Origin of the sequence: Anaerobiospirillum succiniciproducens DSM 6400, from assembly GCF_000482845.1 — a bacterium.
Taxonomy (GTDB): domain Bacteria; phylum Pseudomonadota; class Gammaproteobacteria; order Enterobacterales; family Succinivibrionaceae; genus Anaerobiospirillum; species Anaerobiospirillum succiniciproducens.
Map to the genome: position 1 here is coordinate 1 of NZ_AXWV01000026.1, position 20,762 is coordinate 20,762.

The following is a 20,762-nucleotide window of genomic DNA, read 5'->3' on the forward strand; positions in this document are numbered from 1 at the left end:
TCTGATCTGCTTGCTCAAGTAGTCTTGCTCTAGATTTTCTTTCTTTCTTTACCACTCCTCTGTTTTTGTCTTTCAAATATGCGCGGACAGTAGGCTGAGATATTTGTAGAGTTTCAGCAATGTCCTTCACTGAATGTCCATCTGCATGGAGCTCTCTAAGCTTTAATTGTTGCTTTTCACTAATCATAAACTATTAATGGCAAATGTAATAAGGGCCAGTAAGATATAGAAAAAAAAGCTAAAACGAAAGAAAAATTTTTAAAATGCACTTAAAATCGTGATAGTGCTCACAAAAATAGCAGAAAATTCATACTGTCACTGTGCAGGAAAAAAACATTGCCCACAACAATGGTGGTTTCGCTATTGTCGGTACCAGCATCAAAGCGTGCCTCAGCCCATACGTCGAACTGTGGGGTAACCTGCCATGCTACTAACACAGGAATAACCTTAGCCTCAAACTCGCCTACGATACCGGCATCGTACTTACGTGCTAAGTAACCAGTGCGGGCGCTGACGCCATTTTCAAATGTGTAAGCAGCTACAAACTCATAGCCTGACACCTCAAGCTCATCGATACCGAGGCTGCCGACTGCAGCTGCAGCTCCACCAGTGCGAGTAATCTTAGCACTGGACACTACATCAAAGGTGCGCTGTTGGTACATGGCACCAAAGTAAGGGCCTACATCCATGGTGCCCCATGACAGGCCTACAGCAAACTGATCGTAGGAATCATACTGAATGGAGCTATCGGAAATAGCGGTGATGGTATTGTCGTGACGCTGAGCGAGGCCTAAGAGAGCGCCAGAGTTGGAGCCGCCTAAGCCATCTAAGCTAAAGGTGTTTAAGCCTAGATCCTTGTCAGCAAACTCACCCTTCTCATAGCCAAAGCGGATATCGATTGGGCCAAAGAGAACGTCAGGAGAGGTGTAGCCTGCAGCAAAAGATACGGTGTAGTTAAGATCGACAGTCTCATCAGCACTAATGGCACCATCTGGATCAGAGCCAAAGATGTAAGCGCCATCTAAGTGCTCTGCCTTCTGAGCAAAGACATAAGAGGCCAGTACGTTAAAGCCCATGCCGGCCCACTCGTACTGCACTACACCACGACGTCTGTCATCACCGCCAGTAAAGCCAACACCACCAAAATCCTCAAAGATATCGGTCTGTGAGATGGCGTACTTCATAGCAGGCTCAAACTTACCAAACTTTACTAAGCCAGCATCACCAAAGTCTAAGCCAACCCATAAAGTACGAGCATTAAATGACTCGTTTTCATTGCCATCAGATACATCCCATTCAGCAGCGGCAAAACCAGCAATATCTCCAGTGATGGTAGAGCGCATGTCTAAGCCTAAACGGCCTGTAGTGATAGTAGTTGCCTTGTCATCTAAAACACCTGATTGCTTGCCAGAGTAGAGAACAGACTGTACACGACCGTAAACATCTAAAGAGGTACCGTCTTGGTCATAGACAGCTGCAGCGTTAGCGGCGGTTAAGGAAGTGGCAGCAACAGTTAAAGAGGCTACTGCAAGAGCGATGATGGTCTTATTCATTCAAACTATCCAAGTCATTACAAATAGACAGCAAGTAGTACACATAGCTTCATGATTTCTACCCCAATATAAGTATGTTCAATTACTGATAGATGAACTCATCTTATGAGTAGAAGTAAGAGGCAATCACAAAAGCTATGCTTACTGTCTTAATCGCATATAGACTAACTGTCCTGTTAGTCATTCCTAATTGTAGTTAGCTAACGCTAACAATAATACACAAATACTGCGCATGTGGCTAAAATTTTTTGTAAATATGGCTAAATAACAATTGATTACGCCTGTTTTACGGTTAAAACAGTAGTTAGTGTATGTAACTAGGTGGTAGGTATGAGCAGAATCAGACAAGACAGATGCTAATGCAGCAAAAACGCTTTAGCTTTCAAGCTAAAGTGATTGAGGGATTTGCCATAAGTAGCCGTTATTAGAAGAGCTCATTTCATTAGAATGCACAAGCTCTCTGCAGCGATTGGCAGTAGTACAACGCACATGCTTAGCATGTGAAGCAATATGAAATGTTACGCAATAATAGAAAGAATGGGCGATGCTTAGAGCTCAATGCGCTACATATTGGTCATATAACAGTGACAGCCTTGAGGTGGCATTAAGAGCTTGTTAAAGCTAACAATCACTCTCGAAAAGACTAATGCACATAGCTTTAGCTTCAGAAGCTATGGATAGTGATTTGAAGCTGGTTAGAGTCCACACCTTTGGTTGCAGCCAAAGATCTTAGTCAACTGCTAGCTACTATGAAAGGATAGCTTGGCTCTTTAGTCTTAATGCGAAGGATGAGAATGCTTCTATTGCTAGCCAACGGGAACTGCTTTATTGTCCTGTTGGCTAGCTTAGCGAGGTCAGAACTAAGCTGCTTTGGTTAGCTTAGTGAGGTTAGAACCAAGCCGCTTTGGTTAGCTTAGCGGGGTAAGAATCAAGTAGCTTTGGCTAGCTTGAGTGAGCTTAGAATTTAGCTAATCTTGATTAGACAATGCCAAGATCGTGTTTTAAGTCTTTGATCGCGGCTTGCAAGGTAATGGATAATGCCTTGAGGTATTCAATACGCTCGGCATCTGCCTCTTTTGCTTCCATCTGAATGGCGTTCTTAATGGACGCTAAGTGAGCTAAGCAGCGCTTGTAGCAAATAATCTTTGCGTACATTAGGCGCTCTGCACGCTTACGTGCGGCAGCTCGAATGCCTAAGAAGCCTAAGATAGCAATTGGGGCAGCAAGCACTAAGAAACCAGTTGCAGCACCACCACCAACTACTGCACCAGCTGCAGAAAGACCTGATGCAATACCAGCGGCTGATACGCCAATCACGCTACCACTAAGATATAAAGCAGCAAAGCTAATGGCAGAGCCTGAGCCGATACCCACAGCAGTGGCTAATACCTCTGGCATTGAGGAGTTGTCGATATTACGGGACTTATTGCCAAGGCCGGTATCCACTTCGGCGATTACGTGCTCAACAGTTTTAAGCGCATTAAAGTTCTGGAATAGCATATCATTCTTACGAGTGATGTAGGTTTTTCTCAACATAGGCCCTCCCAAAACTTCTAATATGTATTTGATTATTAAAAAGATGCTCAGAGCAAAAGAATCTATGGCCTAAAAGCTTTACTTAAGCACCACTACACACTTAACTCTTTATGCTCTTTGAACAAAGAATAACATCACAAAACTTAGGTAACAAGCAGCGATTTGACTTTTGCGAAAAAAGTTTTACTTAATGTAAATTATTCTGTGTATCGATAACGATAACTGTAGCTGTAAATGGCGTAAATATGCCGTTTTATAGCGTAGTTTTAGCTTAAAAACTCTAAGGGCTTAATGATAGTTTTCGATGGGCAAAAATTTGTGGGAGTGAGTTAACGACAGCTTGGCTGCACACGCGATTAAACGGTTGTGATAGGGGCTGGTTTGTGGTCTTTTGCACTCATCCAATGGTCAGCGAGTGAAGGTAGGATGGCGCTTTGATTATTGGACTTTGGAGAAGCCGATTTTATTGCGGTGTTTTGATGACGTTGCTTTTATGATGGCGCTTGATGATGTTGCTTTGATGGCAGTGCATTGCCTCATTGAAAAAGCAAAGAGCCATGCACTTAAGGATTTGAGTACATGGCTCTTGTGGCGTAGGCCATTGATGGGCCTACGATGAGATTTGTGGTGCTTAGATGTCCTGATGCTTGGATACGAAGTCAGGATCTTGCATCAGCTTGGTAGCCATCTTTAAGGCCTCATCAAAGTTGGTTACGAAAGCAACTTCAGAGTCTTTTGACAGACCTGCCTTAAAGAGCATATCCATAGGCTGCTTTCTCATACCTGCAAAGATGATGAAGCTGTGGTGCTCATGACAAATCTTAACGATTTCTTCAATAGAGGACTCACCGGAGGCATCTAAGTAAGGCATGAAACGCATACGTAAAATTAAAATGCGTGGGATGGTGACTAAGCCCTTCATGCGATCGCATAGCTCATTGGCTACACCGAAGAAAAGTGGGCCATTGATCTGGAATGCAGCTACGCCATCAGGAACAACGATTTCCTTGGAGCTTGCACGAGCTGAATCAACAGGAGTGTCGTTCTCACCATCATCATTGTCAAACTGAGTAAGACGCATCTGAGGATGAATCTCGATGGACTTTGACATGTGACGCATGAACAGCAAGGATGCGAAAGTAACACCAACACCAATAGCAACAGTCAGGTCAACTAAGACGGTAAGTGCAAAGGTCATGTACAAAATGGTACGGTCTGATGGAGAGATGCGTGAAATCTGCATAAAGTGCTTGATATCAGACATACCCCAAGAAACCATAAACAGTACTGCAGCTAAAGCAGCCATTGGGATATAGGCAAGAATATCCATAATGGTGTATAAGAACACCAGTAAGAACAGGGAGTGGAAAATACCTGCCATTGGAGTCTTACCACCAGATTTTACGTTGGTTGCAGTACGTGCAATTGCACCAGTTGCAGGAAGACCACCAAAGAAACCTGAGGCAATATTAGCTACGCCTTGGCCTACTAACTCTTGGTTTAAGGAGTGCTTTTGGCCAATCATGGCATCAGCAACTACAGCAGAGAGCAGTGCTTCAATACCAGCTAAGAAAGCAATGGTAAAGGCAGATGGGATTAAGTCTCTAACCTCTTCTAAAGTTAAGTATGGCAAAGTAGGAGTTGGAAGACCCTCTGGCATGTTAGGGAAGCGTGAGCCAATGGTGTCAACTGGTAAAGAGAAGACAAATGAGGCTAAAGATACAACGACGATAGCTACTAAGTAAGCAGGAATCTTATCGGAGATCTTCTTACAAACTAAAATCACTGCCAGAGCAAATACGCCTAAGCCTACAGCGTAGATGCTAGTCTCATTGATGTGGGCAAAATAAGCCATCCACTTTTCAAGGAACTCAGCAGGTACGTCAGTAAAGGTAAGGCCTAAGAAATCTTTAACCTGTGAAGAGGCAATAATCACCGCAATACCAGTAGTAAAACCAGTAATAACAGGGTAAGGAATGTACTTAATGAGCTTACCAAGTCGTGCATAACCGGCAATGATCAAGATGATACCGGCCATGACAGATGCGACGATAAGGCCATCTAAACCATAGCGAGCGATAACATCGAAGATAACGACTACGAATGCACCAGTAGGGCCGCCAATCTGAACGCGAGAGCCGCCTAAAAAGGAAATGAAGAAACCGGCTACTACAGCGGTTACTAAGCCCTTATCAGGAGAAGCACCAGATGCAACAGCCATAGCCATAGCCAGAGGCAAAGCCACAATAGCTACGGTGAGGCCAGCGATAACATCTGAACGCAGTGTTTTAAATGAGTAGCCCTCTTTAAAGCAGGTAAAGAGTGCTGGAACCAAGCGATCTGAGTTCTGCATTTTTCAACCAGAGATATGTATTTGCACGACAGTAGCCTAAATACAGTCAGTCTTACTTTGCTTATTCAATACCACGCATATGTAATTAGACAAGAATTGGTTTGGGCAAATCTTGCAATTCTCTAATAAAAAAGTTACTTAGCTCGTATTCACTCATGGACTATGCAAAAAAGTCGCTATTTGCCATGGGATCCTTATGCTGTGCACTCCACGTTTGTAAATATAGGCCTCTAAAAGATCAAAACTAACAGCATAAGACTTATCAAAGATGTGTATGCTGTATCGCCACTTTGTTTTGCAATGGGATAGCTGTATCGCTACCTTGCTTGTTGCAATGGCATATAGGCTCAAGTCAGTCTCTGTGACTTAAGCTAATGTTTTATTTTTAGCAGGTGATAGTGTGGATAGCCGTATGCTATAAGGCTATGGGCTAGTAAAGCTTAGCTATGAGCTAAAACTTTTAGTAGAGTCTCGTCAGCTGTGGAGTGTTTAGTGATGGGCTATGCCACTCATGCATATAAGCTTGCGTATACAAGCTTAGTTGCGTTTACAAAGAAAGGGCAAAAGAAAAAATCACTAGCGGCTTGGGAGCTGAGCGTGGTTGAGAACAAGAAAAAGAACAGCTAATAAGCACTGATCTAATCGAGGCTCACCTCAATGGCTATGAAATAAGAGCAAAACAAGTTCTAATTAAGCACGCGGACAACATTAGTGATGCCATTCTTGCTAAGCAAAAAGTTGCTTAAAAGATCGTTACTTAAATGTCCTTGCTGCTAATATTTATCAGCACCAATGAGAGCGTAAATTATAGGCTGAATGCCTGTGCCTTTCAAGAAAAACCGGCCTTGTCTGAGCCTAGTTACGAGCGTCTAACTTAGCTCATCTTGCTAAAACCTTGTTACAAATGTAAGTGCTGATACTAGATACAGGACTAGGGCAATGAAGTCATCGTACAAGTACTAAGCAAAAGACATCATAAAAGCTGCAAAATTTGCATTAAAGCTAAATAGTTTGGAGAAACTCAAGCAATGATGCTATTCAAATTTTGCAAAACTTGCATAACCACATGCCAAACAAGCAACCATTAACACAATAAATAAACACGCAGACAATAGCCACTACCAATAACCGACAATGCATCCTGTTTGCGTAAAGAAGCAAGCGATGCAGGATCAATTAACAGTTAGCCTTAGATGAGTGGGAGTTGGGCAATATGGTCGCTTTAAGCGATCGCAAGTGCAATAGGAGATAGGATTTTCAAGGCAGGAGCTACAGATCATGTCATAGTGGGTCTTTAAACGACAACGCCCATGTCAAAGACATGGGCGCTGATATCGCAAGCATTACATGCTTGTGAAGCTATTAAATAAACTTCGTAAGATTAGAAGTTCTTAAAGAGCCACTTACCGCGTAAGAGAACACCCTTTAAGTTTAACTCACGGTCGATTACGAGTAAGGATGCAACCTTGCCCTCTTCGATGGTGCCGTAGTCGTCTAATACCTTGATAGAACGAGCTGGGTTGTATGAAGCGCAGCGTACTACAGTCTCAAGCGGCAGACCCATCTTCAGGTGTGCGGTCTTCATGCAGTCATAGAGGTTAGTAGCTGAACCAGCAATGGTACCTGATGCTAAGGTAGCAACACGGTTCTTAACGAATACCTTCTGGCCACCAAGCTCATACTCGCCGTCCTCAAGACCAACAGCCATCATGGAGTCGGAGATAAGGAGCATCTTATCTTCACCAAACATTCTGAAAGCAGCACGTACTGCAGATGGGTGAATATGGATACCGTCACAGATGATTTCAGCCTCACACCACTGAGCGTCAGCTGCAGCAGCGATAGGACCTGGATCGCGGTGAGCTAAGCCAGGCATAGCATTGTATAAGTGAGTTAAATGCTTAGCACCGTTAGCGATAGCCTTCTTAGCAACATCGTAAGCGGTTACAGTGTGAGCAATAGAAGGTAAAACTTCACCAGAGAGCTCCTTAATAGCTGCAAGTGCGCCCTCCTCCTCTGGTGCAATAGCCATGATCTTGATCTTGTTGCCTGAGGCTTTGTTGCAGCGACGGAAGAAGTCTACATCTGGCTTATGAACGTATTCTGGGTTCTGAGCACCAACCTTCTTAGGGCTGATGAATGGGCCTTCCATGTAGATACCAACAACGTCAGCGCCGTCTTCCTTGACCTTGTAATCACGTACGTTCTCACAAGCCTTAACGATGTCCTTTTCAGGCATGGTCATGGTGGCAGGGCAGATAGCAGTAATACCTGACTTAGCTTGGTACTTAGCGATAGCGTCTAAGGACTCTTCGGTACCATCCATCATGTCGTAGCCAACAGAGCCGTGGAAGTGCACGTCAATGAGGCCTGGGATGACTAATAAGCCCTTTAAGTCAACAACTTCGCCGCTAGTGGCGCAGCCACAGCCCTTGTTGCAGCAACTTGTAAAGTTCTCTTTTACCTTAGTAATGCGCTCGCCATTAACCAAAATGCGGCTGTTTGGAGCGAAACGGAAATCCTTGGTATAAACGTAACCATTTGAAAGAATCATGTGAACTCCGCGAAATTGTTGTAGCTTGACTCTACGAAAAACAATCCAGTATGAAAGAGGCCTTAAAGAAAGTCTTAAACGCAAAAAGAGAATTAAGCGTCAATAAAGTAAGACTTATGCCTCAACCTTGCACAGAGCAAAGTACTCTGGCAGATGGAAATTAGGAGCAGGAACATCCACCTTGTTATATGCGATGTAGTGCTCGATTTCCTTGGTTTCAGAAATCTTGTACAGGTTTAGAGCAAACACGTGATTAGGACTAAAAGCGTCGTAATGAGCAAGTCCCTTGATAAAGTCGCGTGGGACGGTTAAGTCAATCGTCCACTCATTGTCACTGATGCTTGATTGAATGTTGAGCGCACGAATCTCATCTAAGGTGAAGGCTGTACGTCCTTTACGAGAATGACCGTGCTTTGCGTAACAAATACCAGCAGCATTAATCTCAATATTTAAATACAGACAGTGCTCAAGCTGTGGCTTAAAGTTCTCATCGAACTCTTCGTCAGGGAAAGCTAAGAATAACTCGACAGCACTATCTTGGCAGACCATGAGCATTGGCTCTTGCTGCTCTTTGGCAGTGATTTGAGGATTTGATTCGCTAACAACAAAGTGAACGTGCAGTCCTTTATCATCCATGCTCAGTGTTGCCTTAGTCTCAGGCTTTACAACACAGTTCCACAGGTGATGGTTTAAAGCAAGTTCGACCTTATCAGTGTTAAAAGGGATCTTAATCATGTTAGCTCCATATGCTACAAGGAATACACAACGACAAGTAAACCTCATAGGACATTATGTAAACAACAGTATATACCCTTAGTGTTAGGTATGGATAAAAACTCCAAAATATTTTCAAGATCTAGAAAAATGTGGAGTATTTTTTCATTAAAGCTCTAGAGAATACAGCTATAAGCCTGTTGCAGTGCAGCATAGAAAAGCCATTTTAATTAAGTAAACAGCTAATCTAGCTACCAAGACTAGTTTACAGCAAACCATGGCATTAATGCCATGCAAAAACAAAGCTTTAACGAAAAGACACTAGTAAAACAACTGAGCTAAAAGCACCTAACAATCAATACAAATACACTTACTACCAATTAGCTTTTATGGCTACGCAAGAGCAAAGGGGTACTTAAAAGTCAATGACTTAGTAATAGGTAATGGCATCATCGCAGTAGCATCAAATTGCCCATTGCTGCTGTTTGGCATGCATTAAAGAAGGTACATAACAAAACGGCACCCGAAGGTGCCGTTTGTAAAACTATCTTTAGGTACTGTCAAAAGATGATATCTAAAGACAGATTAAGGCAGGTATTTAAGACACTCTTACTTGAGCATCTTCTTTAATTCGTCAACAACGAACTGTACCTGAGTGCCGACAATAACTTGAACGGCAGTATCTGATGGATGCAGAACACCCTTTGCACCAGATGACTTGAGGATTTCGTCGTTAACCTTAGAGCCATCAACAACTTCACAACGGATACGAGTGATGCAGTTGTCAACAGAAGCGATGTTTTCCTTACCGCCTAAGCCCTCTAATACCTTCTCAGCGTAGGCTACGAAAGCAGCGTCACCCTTTAAGTCGGTAGTAGTAGCAGCCTCGTCGTCTTCACGACCTGGGGTCTTGAAGTCGAACTTAACAATTGCGAAGCGGAATACGATGTAGTAAACAACGCCAACAACTAAGCCAACACCGATCAGGAACCATGGGTTCTGAGCCAGTGGAGTGGTTGAGGAGAAGAATAAGTCCAGGAAGCCTGCTGAGAATGCGAAGCCGGCACGGATTGGCAGCATAACAGTGATAGCTGCAGTAATACCGGTCATTACAGCGTATAAAACGTAGAGGCCTGGTGCTAAGAACATGAAGGCGAACTCGAGTGGCTCGGTAACGCCAGTGAAGAATGAACAGAATGCAGCAGAAGCTAACAGACCTAATACAGCCTTCTTACGTGAATCCTTAGCAGTGTGGTACATAGCAAGGGCAGCAGCTGGCAGACCGAACATCATAACTGGGAAGAAGCCAGTCATGTACATACCGGTTACACCGTACTCACCAGTGCCAGACCAGAACTTGGTCAGATCGGAGATGCCTGCAACGTCGAACCAGAATACTGCGTTCAGAGCGTGGTGCATGCCGATTGGGATTAACAGACGGTTTAAGAAAGCGTATATACCAGCACCAACAGCGCCTAAGGAGATGATGGACTCGCCGAGTAATACTAAGCCATTGTAAAGCAGAGGCCATACGAAGAAGAGGATAGCTGCAAGAACAATGGAGATTAAAGCAGTTACGATAGCAACTGAGCGCTTTCCTGAGAAGAATGCGAGGAAGTCAGGGAGCTTAGTTGTGCTAAAGCGGTTGTAGCAAGTAGCACCAACGATACCTGAAAGAATACCGATGAACTGGTTGTTAACCTTATTGAAAGCAGGATCAGCTGCTTCACCAGTAAGGACACCAACGAAGCCTGGGCTTAATAAGGTCTGAAGAACAAACCAAGCTACGATACCAGCTAAAGCTGGGGTACCGTCCTGCTCCTTTGCCATGCCAACGGCAACGCCGATAGCAAAGAGAACAGACATGTTGTCAATAATGGCACCACCGGCCTTTACGAAGAAGTTACCAAGCAGAACTGCAGCGGTAGCCTCTACATCACCACCTTGCATGGTGGTAGGAGCGAGCAGGTAACCAAGACCCATAAGAATGCCTGCAACAGGCAAACATGCGACAGGCAGCATTAATGACTTACCAAGTCGCTGAAGATACTTCATCATAGACTATACTTCCAACCAAATGTGACATCCCGTGCAAAGGCGGTAGCCACGTCATTTACCGAAGGGAAATTAAGCTCTAGAAAAACAAGAATGTTTGAAAACTAGCGGCCTAAAGCCCTTATGCCATACGGCAAACAGTTTAAGAAAAGGTTGAGGTTTGTGTCAGACAATCTTAGCTATCAAATGAGCTCGCAACATGTGATGATTTGTCACTACGTCACTCTCTACAATGATTACTTAATCTTAGCTGCACAAAAGTCAGATTTCCTTAAGCAAGAGAGAATCGCCAGAGTAGTGTGTAAATTCTAATACCTGCCTTTGCATATGCATTCTTGAAACTAGGCAAAGATCTAAGTACTCAAGAGTGCGCTGCAAGAGAGAGAACACACTAAGGTGACTGGTGGGATGAGAAATCGGCAAATGTCGTTTTGAATGGCGACTGCTTTTGCATTCTAATACCCTGTAGATGCGCGGACAAAATGTCAGCTCATCTGTCATTGAAATTATCCGACCGATCGAGCAAATGAGCAAAAGCAATCACTTCAATTTGTGCGATCGTGCACATTTGTGAAACAGATTTTCACTTTTTACGAAAATCGAGCAAAAACTTGATATGGCGATACCACCTAGTTAACCGTGATCCACATGCCATTTTCTAAGGAAAATTCGGCAAATCTAAGCCATTTAAAGGCATCATGTTGTATCACAAGTGAAGATGGTAATTGAGATGAAGAACACATTGCTCTGATCCATAAAAAAACATGCAAATGAAATAAAGTTTCAGAGCATAAATAAGATATATAAGCCGTTTACAATGTGTGAGTGATGGTGTTTGCACCAAAAATGATTTTTTAAACAAAATCAACACAAATTTTGTAATTTCTCGCGTGTAAAAAGATCAGAGTTACTGATAAAGACTAGTAAGATCGCCACTTACAAGCCAAAGTAGCAAGATCACGGCCACATAAAAACAGTGGATCCTATAAATATCACAATGTAAACGTTTCCACGGAAAATTGCAGTAAAGCCATCATTGTTCAATTAGCAGCGAAAATGGACTGCCAAAAAAGCAAAACCGCCCTTGCTAAAGTTATAGCAAGAGCGGTTGTAAGGTCAAAATCAGCCTACGATCTTCTTAACATGCTAAGCATGCTCTAGGCTGACTGAGCGTGGGCTCAGGATTACAGGTTTTCCTGTAAGAACTTTAATACAGCTTCAGCTGCAGCTTCTTCGTCTGCACCGTCAAACTGTAAAGTGAGCTCATCACCTTGTGCCATAGCAAGCTTCATAACGGCTAATAAGCGCTTGCCGTCGATAAGAGCATCAGGCTTGCCCATCTTGCAGTCACATGCAAAGCCTGCAATGACCTTAACGAGCTGGCCAGCTGGACGAGCATGAATACCACGTGGGTCGGTGATCTTGTAAGTAATTGTCTTCATAAACAAAACCTCATCTTTTGTGCATCTGTATGTGCCTAAATATAGGACATAGCCATACACAATTGAGCTGTATCAAACGATTTAGAAAACTGTCAAATCCTGAACTGCAAATCTTGCAGTCTTACTATCATACCGCGATAAGAGCATTTGTGTATAGAGTAATCTTGAGTTTGTGAAAACGTTTACATTTTGTGAAAAAAGCCATTCTTGCCCACCAAAGCCCCAAAAGCAAAGCCCATCTAACTTCCCTCCAAGATCGCCACAGTTTATACCCCAACAAACCCCACGATCCCCATCCTCTCATCAGACAAGAAGTTCTCTTCAATAGAGCAGTTTAACGCCATAATTAGCAACTTTGAAGCACACCCAAGATCAAAGTTTCTTGTGAATTGGTATTGCCAAAAAAACAGAAAACCCCGCATAAAGCGGGGTCTTCCAAGGAGCTTTATCTCCTAGCTAAATGCTAAAAGCGCATTAGCCTAAGAGGCTTAAGCCAAGCTGAGGACGGGTGTTAGCCTGCATCAGCATAGAGGCAGCAGCCTGCTGAATGATGTTCTGCTGAGTGAGGTTAGCAGACTCTTCAGCAAAGTCAGCATCACGAATACGGCTACGAGCATCGGCCTCATTAGCAGCAACGTTAGACTGATTGCGGATAGAGCTCTCAAGACGGTTCTGCATTGCGCCTAAGCCAGCACGAGCGCTATCAGTTTGTGCAATCATATCGTCCATGAGCTTTATAGCGTCAGTAGGATCAGCAACAGAGAACTGGAAGGTGATAACACCCTTATCGATGTTCATCAGCTTTTTATCGGCTGGAGCACCCACCTTATCTTTAAAAGTACCATCTGCACGGCTACCAATCTTGGAGAACTGCATGTTTTCAACAGTAAAGCTGATGGTATCGCCCTTATTTGAGCCAACCTGCAGAGTAATGGTACCAGCTTTGCTAACATTTGCGTTATCAGCCTTTGAGAAGATGGTTGATTCATCGGCTTTTTGACCATTAAGAATGGTCTTGCCGCCGTAGGTAGTCTTCTGAGCAATACGGCTGATCTCATTTGCTAAAGAAGAGGCTTCTTTAGAAAGAGCAGCCTTATCTTGAGCAGTGTTAGTGCCGTTTGATGCCTGAACTGCAAGGGTACGGATTTTCTGGAGCATGCCCTCAATTTCGCTCATACCAGCTTCCATGGTCTGAGCTAAAGCAATACCGTCAGATGCGTTACGGTTGCCCTGATTGAGGCCATTAATCTGGGATGTTAAACGGTCAGAAATTTGAAGACCAGCAGCGTCATCTTTAGCGCTATTAATACGCATACCGCTTGATAAACGCTGATAAGTAGTAGTCAGCTGATTGTTGACATTATTGAGGTGTCTTTGGCCTTGAAGGGCGCTAAAATTTGTATTTACATATACAGCCATGTAACTAATCTCCCATTAGCCTAAGAGGCTTAAGCCAAGCTGTGGACGGGTGTTAGCCTGCATCAGCATAGAGGCAGCAGCCTGCTGAATGATGTTCTGCTGAGTGAGGTTTGCAGACTCCTGAGCAAAGTCAGCATCACGAATACGGCTACGAGCATCGGCCTCATTAGCAGCAACATTAGACTGGTTGCGGATAGAGCTCTCAAGACGATTTTGCACGGCACCTAAGTTAGCACGCTCGCCATCAACCTTAGAAATCATTGAGTCCATGAGACCAATGATATCGGAGATTGAAACTGCAGCACCACCGCCTTGTGCTTGTGGCTTTGCATTGAAATCGAATGTAATATCACCAGTGGTTTTATTAATGTTGATGAATTTATCTTGCTCACCAATAGTGTCATGAGTGCCGGCGATCTTTGAGAACACCATGTTTTGAACATCAAAAGAAATGGTGTCGCCCTTGTTGGAACCGACCTGCAGTGTCATTTTGCCAGCGTCGCCAGCGTTCTGACCATCAGCGTAAATAGAGCTATTTTTGCCTTGAACGTCTGTACCGTTAAGTACGGTCTTTCCGCCATAGGTTGTCTTCTTAGCAATACGGCTAATTTCGTTGCCAAGAGCGCTAGCTTCTTTAGATAAAGCTTCGCGGTCAGCGGCTGTATTAGTACCGTTGTTGGCTTGAACGGCTAAGGTACGGATCTTCTGAAGCATACCTTCGATTTCGCTCATGCCAGACTCAATGGTCTGAGCTAAAGCAATACCATCAGATGCATTGCGATTGCCTTGGTTGAGGCCGTTGATCTGTGAGGTTAAACGATCAGAGATCTGCAGGCCTGCAGCGTCATCTTTAGCGCTATTAATACGCATACCGCTTGATAAACGCTGATAAGTAGTAGTCAGCTGGTTGTTGACATTATTGAGATGTCTTTGGCCTTGAAGGGCGCTAAAGTTTGTATTTACATATACTGCCATTTTAAGACTTTCCCATTAACCAATCAGGCTTAAGCCGAGCTGTGGACGGGTGTTAGCCTGCATCAGCATTGAGGATGCTGCCTGCTGGATGATGTTCTGCTGGGTAAGGTTTGCAGACTCTTCAGCAAAGTCAGCGTCACGGATACGTGAGCGGGCATCAGCTTCATTAGCAGCAACGTTAGACTGGTTGCGGATAGAGCACTCAAGACGATTTTGCATGGCACCTAAGTTGGCACGCTGGCTGTCAACCTGACCAATCATCTTGTCCATCATTTCGATAACGGCATCTGCGCTGCCTGCGGTAGAAAAGTTAACTGTAATAGCGCCATTTGCGCCTTTTACGAATGCAGCTGTGCCAGCAGCAGCAGCAAAGTCGCCGGTTTTAAGTCCTGCAGCACTACCGATTTTGGAGAACACCATGCTACCAATTTGCATTGAGATGGTATCGCCCTTGTTGGAGCCAACTTGTAAAGTAACAGTACCTGCTTTGCCTACATCAGTGTTTGCTGCTTTAGTGAAAATTGTAGACTCATCATCCTTTAAACCCTGGAGGATAGTCTTGCCACCATAAGTGGTCTGCTTAGCAATACGACTGATTTCAGTTGCTAAAGAAGAAGCCTCTTTTGAAAGTGCCTGTTTGTCAGCTAAGGTATTGGTGCCGTTAGCTGCCTGAACAGCAAGAGTACGGATCTTCTGGAGCATGCCAGAAACTTCGTCCATGCCTGCTTCAGCAGTCTGAGCTAAAGCGATACCGTCGGAAGCGTTGCGGTTGCCCTGGTTAAGGCCGTTGATTTGGGATGTTAAACGGTCAGAAATCTGAAGACCGGCAGAGTCATCCTTAGCGCTGTTAATACGCATACCGCTTGATAAACGCTGGTATGTAGTAGTGAGCTGGTTCTGAACGTTGCCTAAGTAGCGCTGGCCCTGAAGAGCGCTGTAATTTGTATTTACATATACTGCCATTTTAAGCCTCTCCTAATTAACCAATCAGGCTTAAACCAAGCTGTGGACGGGTGTTAGCCTGCATCAGCATTGATGAAGCTGCCTGCTGGATGATGTTCTGCTGGGTAAGGTTTGCAGACTCTTGAGCAAAGTCAGCATCGCGGATACGTGAGCGTGCGTCAGCCTCATTAGCTGCAACATTAGACTGATTGCGGATAGAGGACTCAAGTCGGTTTTGGATTGCACCTAAGTTGGCACGCTGGCCATCAACCTGACCAATCATTTTGTCCATCATCTCGATAATGGCGTCAGGGCTGCCGGCAGTTGTAAAGTTAACTTTGATGCCACCATTACCATCTTTTACAAAGGCTGCTGTACCAGCAGCATCCGCAAAGTCAGTATCAGCTAAACCTGCAGCGCTACCGATCTTTGAGAAGACCATGCTAGCAATTTGCATTGAGATGGTATCGCCCTTGTTGGAGCCAACTTGTAGAGTTACAGTACCAGCCTTACCAACATCATTTGCATTACCTGCTTTTGAGAAGATTGCAGAGGTATCATTCTGCTGACCTTCTAAGATAGTCTTGCCACCATAAGTAGTTTGGGTTGCAATACGACTAATTTCAGTTGCCAAGGATGAGGCTTCTTTAGCAAGAGCCTGTCTGTCTGATAAAGTATTTGTTCCGTTAGATGCCTGAACAGCAAGAGTACGGATCTTCTGGAGCATGCCAGAAACTTCGTCCATGCCTGCTTCAGCAGTCTGAGCTAAAGCGATACCGTCAGAGGCATTACGGTTACCCTGGTTGAGGCCGTTGATCTGTGAGGTCAAACGATCAGAGATCTGCAGACCAGCAGCGTCGTCCTTGGCGCTGTTAATACGCATACCGCTTGATAATCTTTGGTATGTAGTAGTGAGCTGGTTCTGAACGTTGCCTAAGTAGCGCTGGCCTTGAAGAGCGCTGTAATTTGTGTTTACATACACTGCCATTTTAAGACTCTCCTAATTAACCAATCAGGCTTAAACCAAGCTGTGGACGGGTGTTAGCCTGCATCAGCATAGAAGTGGCAGCCTGCTGAATGATGTTCTGCTGAGTGAGGTTTGCAGACTCTTCAGCAAAGTCAGCGTCACGGATGCGTGAGCGTGCATCAGCTTCGTTAGCTGCAACGTTAGACTGGTTGCGAATAGATGACTCAAGACGATTTTGGATGGCACCTAGATCAGCACGCTGGGAGTCAACTTTTGCAATTAGCTTATCCATAGTGTCAATCAGTGCAGCTGCTGTTTCAGCAGTTGAGAAAGCAACAGCTTGACCTTTGGAGGCTTCTTTTCCTTTGAAGTTTTGGTCAGTGTTAAAACCACCTAAGTTGCCGTTTACAAGCTGCGAAAATACGAATGACTCAACGTTAAAAGAAATGGTGTCGCCCTTGTTGGAGCCTACCTGAAGAGTCATTTTGCCTGCTTCACTCCACTTGCCGCCGCCACTGAAGATGGATTTATCTGTGTTACCAGCTAAAACAGTTTTTCCAGCGTAAGTGGTTTGGGTTGCAATACGCTGCATCTCAGCAACTAAAGAGGATGCTTCCTTTGCTAAAGCACCGCGATCTTCAGCTGTGTTAGTGCCATTGGAGGCCTGTACTGCAAGGGTACGAACTTTCTGGAGCATGCCAGAGATTTCGTCAATACCAGCTTCGATTGTTTGGGCGAGTGCAATACCGTCAGATGCGTTGCGGTTACCCTGGTTGAGGCCGTTGATTTGGGAGGTTAAACGGTCAGAAATCTGAAGACCAGCAGAGTCATCCTTGGCGCTATTGATACGCATACCGCTTGATAAACGCTGGTATGTAGTAGTGAGCTGGCTCTGAACGTTGCCTAAGTAGCGCTGGCCCTGAAGAGCGCTGTAATTTGTATTTACATATACTGCCATTTTAAGCCTCTCCTAATTAACCAATCAGGCTTAAGCCAAGCTGTGGACGGGTATTAGCCTGCATCAGCATGGAGGATGCAGCCTGCTGAATGATGTTCTGCTGGGTAAGGTTTGCAGACTCTTCAGCAAAATCAGCATCACGGATACGTGAGCGTGCGTCAGCTTCGTTAGCAGCAACGTTTGACTGGTTGCGGATAGATGACTCAAGACGATTCTGCATGGCACCTAAGTTGGCGCGTTGACCGTCTACCTTAGCGATGAGCTTATCCATAGAGTCAATAAGCTTTGCTGCTTGCTCAGCACTTGAGAATGCTACTGCAGTTCCTCTTGAAACTTGTTTGGTGCCAGTATCTTGTTTGCTATTAAAGCCTTCAGTAATACCATTAGCTAAGGTTGAGAAAGTAAAGTTTGCTACGCAGAATGAGATAGTATCACCCTTGTTGGAGCCGACCTGCAAAGTCATAGAACCACCATTAGCACCAGCACCAGCAGTTCCGTAGATGGTTGATGTACCACCAGTTGCTGCATCACCGCCAGCAAGGATCTTTTTGCCACCGTAAGTGGTTTGCTGAGAGATACGCTGCATTTCAGCAACTAAAGATGAAGCTTCTTTTGCTAAAGCATCACGATCTGCTTGAGTGTTGGTACCATTGGCAGCCTGTACTGAAAGAGTACGAACCTTCTGGAGCATGCCAGAGATTTCGTCCATACCAGCTTCGATGGTCTGTGCTAATGCAATACCGTCAGCAGCGTTACGGTTACCTTGATTGAGGCCGTTGATTTGGGAAGTTAAACGGTCAGAAATCTGAAGACCAGCAGCGTCGTCCTTGGCACTGTTGATACGCATACCGCTTGATAAACGCTGGTATGTAGTAGTGAGCTGGTTCTGGACATTGCTAAGGTTGCGCTGGCCTTGAAGGGCGCTGTAGTTAGTATTTACATATACAGCCATAACGTAACTCCTTACGTTTGTTTGAATCTTTTAGATACGACTTGTGCAGTCGTTCTTCTCTTCTAGCTAACGACTTTGTATCTAGGGAGTGAATGTCATTTATGAAAAATCTGAAAATTCACTCCAAATATGTTTTACAACTAAGTAAAAAGGCCAAATCTAGATATAACATTTAGCGCATATACAACGCATTTAGTTTTTTGTTTGTACCATTAAAGTAATAGCGTGGATTACACAAAACGAAATTTGCCTTTACATTAGAAACGTTTCACGTTGTGTCTAGAAAAGTTTCAAACATAGTATTTAAGCCATCTTTTAACAAAATATATATGACATAACCATGTTTTTAGGGGAAATTTTGGGTGTGATGATAGAGTTTTAACCTTTAACTTACATATGAGTTAAATTTGTATTGATAAGTATATTTGGAGATTTTTTTCAGATTTGAGTAGGTAGGTGAGTAAAGCTGGAAAGAATAATCAGAATAGTGAGTGGAGGTGGGGCATTGGTTGATAAAAAATAAAATGCCAGAGAGCCTTTGGGGCTGTCTGGCATTTGAAAGCCAAGCGACTTAGAACTTGGCTGTGGCTTAATCAGTTAATGATTTGCCTTGTATTACTTAGCTGTGGATCTTCTTGACTGGATCTAAGGAGATCTTTGGGTTCTTAAGTGAGCTTAAGCATACAGCTTCACTGTTACGTACGCGCTCTCTTAATGCTAATACTGCACCAGGAGACACAGACAGCTCGTCATAGCCCATCTCGATGAACTTATCAGTAAGCTCAGGATCGGCAGCAAGCTCACCGCAAATACCGGCGGTAATGCCGGCAGCATGAGCATTAGATGCAATCTGGCGTAACAGCTCTAATACAGCCTCATGATGAGGATCGTAGAAGTCACCTAAGTTTTGGTTCTGACGATCACAAGCAGTGGTGTACTGATTGAGGTCATTAGTACCTACAGAGAAGAAGTCTACATGCTCAGCAAGCTGACGTGAGAGCACTGCTGCAGCAGGAGTTTCGATCATGATGCCAATCTTTGGCTCGCCGTATTCGATGTTCTCAGATTTAAGCTCAGCAACAACCTCAGCACAGATGGCCTTCGCCTGCTCGATTTCCTTAAGACGGGTAACCATTGGGAACATCATAGCGATATTGCCACGAGCTGCAGCGCGGTAAATAGCACGCAGCTGAGTCTTAAAGATTTCTGGTTTGGTTAAGCAAATACGCAGAGCACGTAAGCCTAATGCTGGGTTTTCCTCATGCGGCAGATCGAAGTAATCTACTTGCTTATCCGCACCGATATCTAAGGTACGGATAATCACGAGGCGGCCGTTCATAGCGGAAGCTACCTTAGCGTAGGCCTTAAATTGCTCTTCTTCGCTAGGTGGATCAGATCTACCTAAGTATAAGAACTCTGATCTGAACAGACCAATGCCTTCACCATCGTTCTCTAATACCTGCTCAACATCATCAGGCTGACCGATGTTGGCAAAGGTATAAACACGGTGACCGGTTTTAGAAATACCTGGCTGACCACGCAGAGCAAGCTGACGAATACGCTGTTGCTCAAATGCGTCTTTAGCAGCCATGAGCTTGGTAATGGTGCTCTGATCAGGATCTATGAAGAACTCGCCCTTTACAGCATCAAGACCAATGGTATGACCAGTTAAGTCCATTGCCTCTTCAGACTCAGTTGCTGCCTTACCATCGCCATCAAGGCTGCTTGGCAGATTAGAGTTGATGATAAGAGGAATGTTCATGGTACGAGCTAAGATCGAAGCATGAGAGTTCTGAGTGCCATGGCGCAGCACAAAACCTAAAATTAAGGAACGATCTAAAGCTACAGTTTGTGATGGCTGCAGATCATCAGCAACGATAACGCAAGCTTCGGTAAGCTCAACAGTTTCACCACCACGTAAAATACGGGCAATACGGCCAGTTACGTCCTTAACGTCAGCAGCACGCTCACGCATGTAAGGATCATCTAAGGCCTCAAAGTCAGCAGCCTGCTCTTTACCAACGCTAACAGCAGCGTCAGCTGCATTGATGCCTCCCTTTTTGATACGGTCACGAATGTTGTCGCAAATGTCCGGATCTTCGAGCATCATGCGGTGAATTTCGAAGATTTCTGCCTGCTCATCACCGATCTCTTCACGAGCTTTCTCGATAAGACGATCAAGTTCTGTGGCAGCCTTGCTAAGAGCGCCCTCAAAGAGCTCAAGCTCTTGATCAACACTTAGGCAATCTCTGTCAGATGCAACCACTTCAGGGGTTTTAATGTGCAGGACTTTACCAAAGGTAATACCGGCACAGGCACAACGACCTTTTCCTGTATACATG

15 protein-coding genes are annotated in these 20,762 nt (G+C 44.4%); all 15 read right to left on the reverse strand.

Going from position 1 to position 20,762, the window contains the following annotated elements:
- On the reverse strand, positions 1-187 hold a 187-nt coding region (locus H524_RS14270; RefSeq protein ID WP_027939198.1), incomplete at its 3' end, for a helix-turn-helix domain-containing protein.
- A gap of 100 nt (positions 188-287) precedes the next feature.
- Positions 288-1,553, reverse strand: a complete 1,266-nt coding sequence (locus H524_RS0104455; protein ID WP_027939355.1) for a porin — start codon at positions 1,551-1,553, stop codon at positions 288-290.
- A 978-nt stretch (positions 1,554-2,531) separates the two neighbouring features.
- Entirely contained in the window at positions 2,532-3,089 is a 558-nt protein-coding gene (locus H524_RS0104460) for a hypothetical protein (protein WP_027939356.1), read from the reverse strand.
- A gap of 631 nt (positions 3,090-3,720) precedes the next feature.
- Positions 3,721-5,442, reverse strand: a complete 1,722-nt coding sequence (locus H524_RS0104470) for a SulP family inorganic anion transporter (protein WP_027939358.1) — start codon at positions 5,440-5,442, stop codon at positions 3,721-3,723.
- A 1,381-nt stretch (positions 5,443-6,823) separates the two neighbouring features.
- Complete coding sequence (gene nagA, locus H524_RS0104480; RefSeq protein ID WP_027939359.1) at positions 6,824-7,996, reverse strand: N-acetylglucosamine-6-phosphate deacetylase; 1,173 nt, start codon at positions 7,994-7,996, stop codon at positions 6,824-6,826.
- Between the two features lie 114 nt (positions 7,997-8,110).
- Positions 8,111-8,731, reverse strand: a complete 621-nt coding sequence (locus H524_RS16405; RefSeq protein ID WP_052338912.1) for a carbohydrate-binding family 9-like protein — start codon at positions 8,729-8,731, stop codon at positions 8,111-8,113.
- Positions 8,732-9,319: 588 nt separating this feature from the next.
- On the reverse strand, positions 9,320-10,768 hold the full coding sequence (gene nagE / locus H524_RS0104490) for an N-acetylglucosamine-specific PTS transporter subunit IIBC (protein ID WP_027939360.1): 1,449 nt from the start codon (positions 10,766-10,768) through the stop codon (positions 9,320-9,322).
- 1,181 nt (positions 10,769-11,949) lie between these two features.
- Entirely contained in the window at positions 11,950-12,207 is a 258-nt protein-coding gene (locus H524_RS0104500; protein WP_027939361.1) for an HPr family phosphocarrier protein, read from the reverse strand.
- A gap of 474 nt (positions 12,208-12,681) precedes the next feature.
- On the reverse strand, positions 12,682-13,626 hold the full coding sequence (locus tag H524_RS0104510) for a flagellin N-terminal helical domain-containing protein (RefSeq protein ID WP_027939362.1): 945 nt from the start codon (positions 13,624-13,626) through the stop codon (positions 12,682-12,684).
- A gap of 15 nt (positions 13,627-13,641) precedes the next feature.
- A complete protein-coding gene (locus tag H524_RS0104515) occupies positions 13,642-14,601 on the reverse strand; it encodes a flagellin N-terminal helical domain-containing protein (RefSeq protein WP_027939363.1) in 960 nt (319 codons plus the stop codon).
- Between the two features lie 15 nt (positions 14,602-14,616).
- Positions 14,617-15,564, reverse strand: coding sequence for a flagellin N-terminal helical domain-containing protein (locus tag H524_RS0104520; RefSeq protein WP_027939364.1), 948 nt, complete (start codon positions 15,562-15,564; stop codon positions 14,617-14,619).
- 16 nt (positions 15,565-15,580) lie between these two features.
- On the reverse strand, positions 15,581-16,531 hold the full coding sequence (locus H524_RS0104525; RefSeq protein WP_027939365.1) for a flagellin N-terminal helical domain-containing protein: 951 nt from the start codon (positions 16,529-16,531) through the stop codon (positions 15,581-15,583).
- Positions 16,532-16,547: 16 nt separating this feature from the next.
- Positions 16,548-17,468, reverse strand: a complete 921-nt coding sequence (locus H524_RS0104530; RefSeq protein WP_027939366.1) for a flagellin N-terminal helical domain-containing protein — start codon at positions 17,466-17,468, stop codon at positions 16,548-16,550.
- A gap of 16 nt (positions 17,469-17,484) precedes the next feature.
- On the reverse strand, positions 17,485-18,420 hold the full coding sequence (locus H524_RS0104535; RefSeq protein WP_027939367.1) for a flagellin N-terminal helical domain-containing protein: 936 nt from the start codon (positions 18,418-18,420) through the stop codon (positions 17,485-17,487).
- A gap of 619 nt (positions 18,421-19,039) precedes the next feature.
- Positions 19,040-20,761 (reverse strand): phosphoenolpyruvate--protein phosphotransferase, encoded by a 1,722-nt coding sequence (gene ptsP / locus H524_RS14280; protein WP_084281661.1) that lies wholly within the window; start codon positions 20,759-20,761, stop codon positions 19,040-19,042.
- Between the last annotated feature and the right edge of the window lies 1 nt (position 20,762).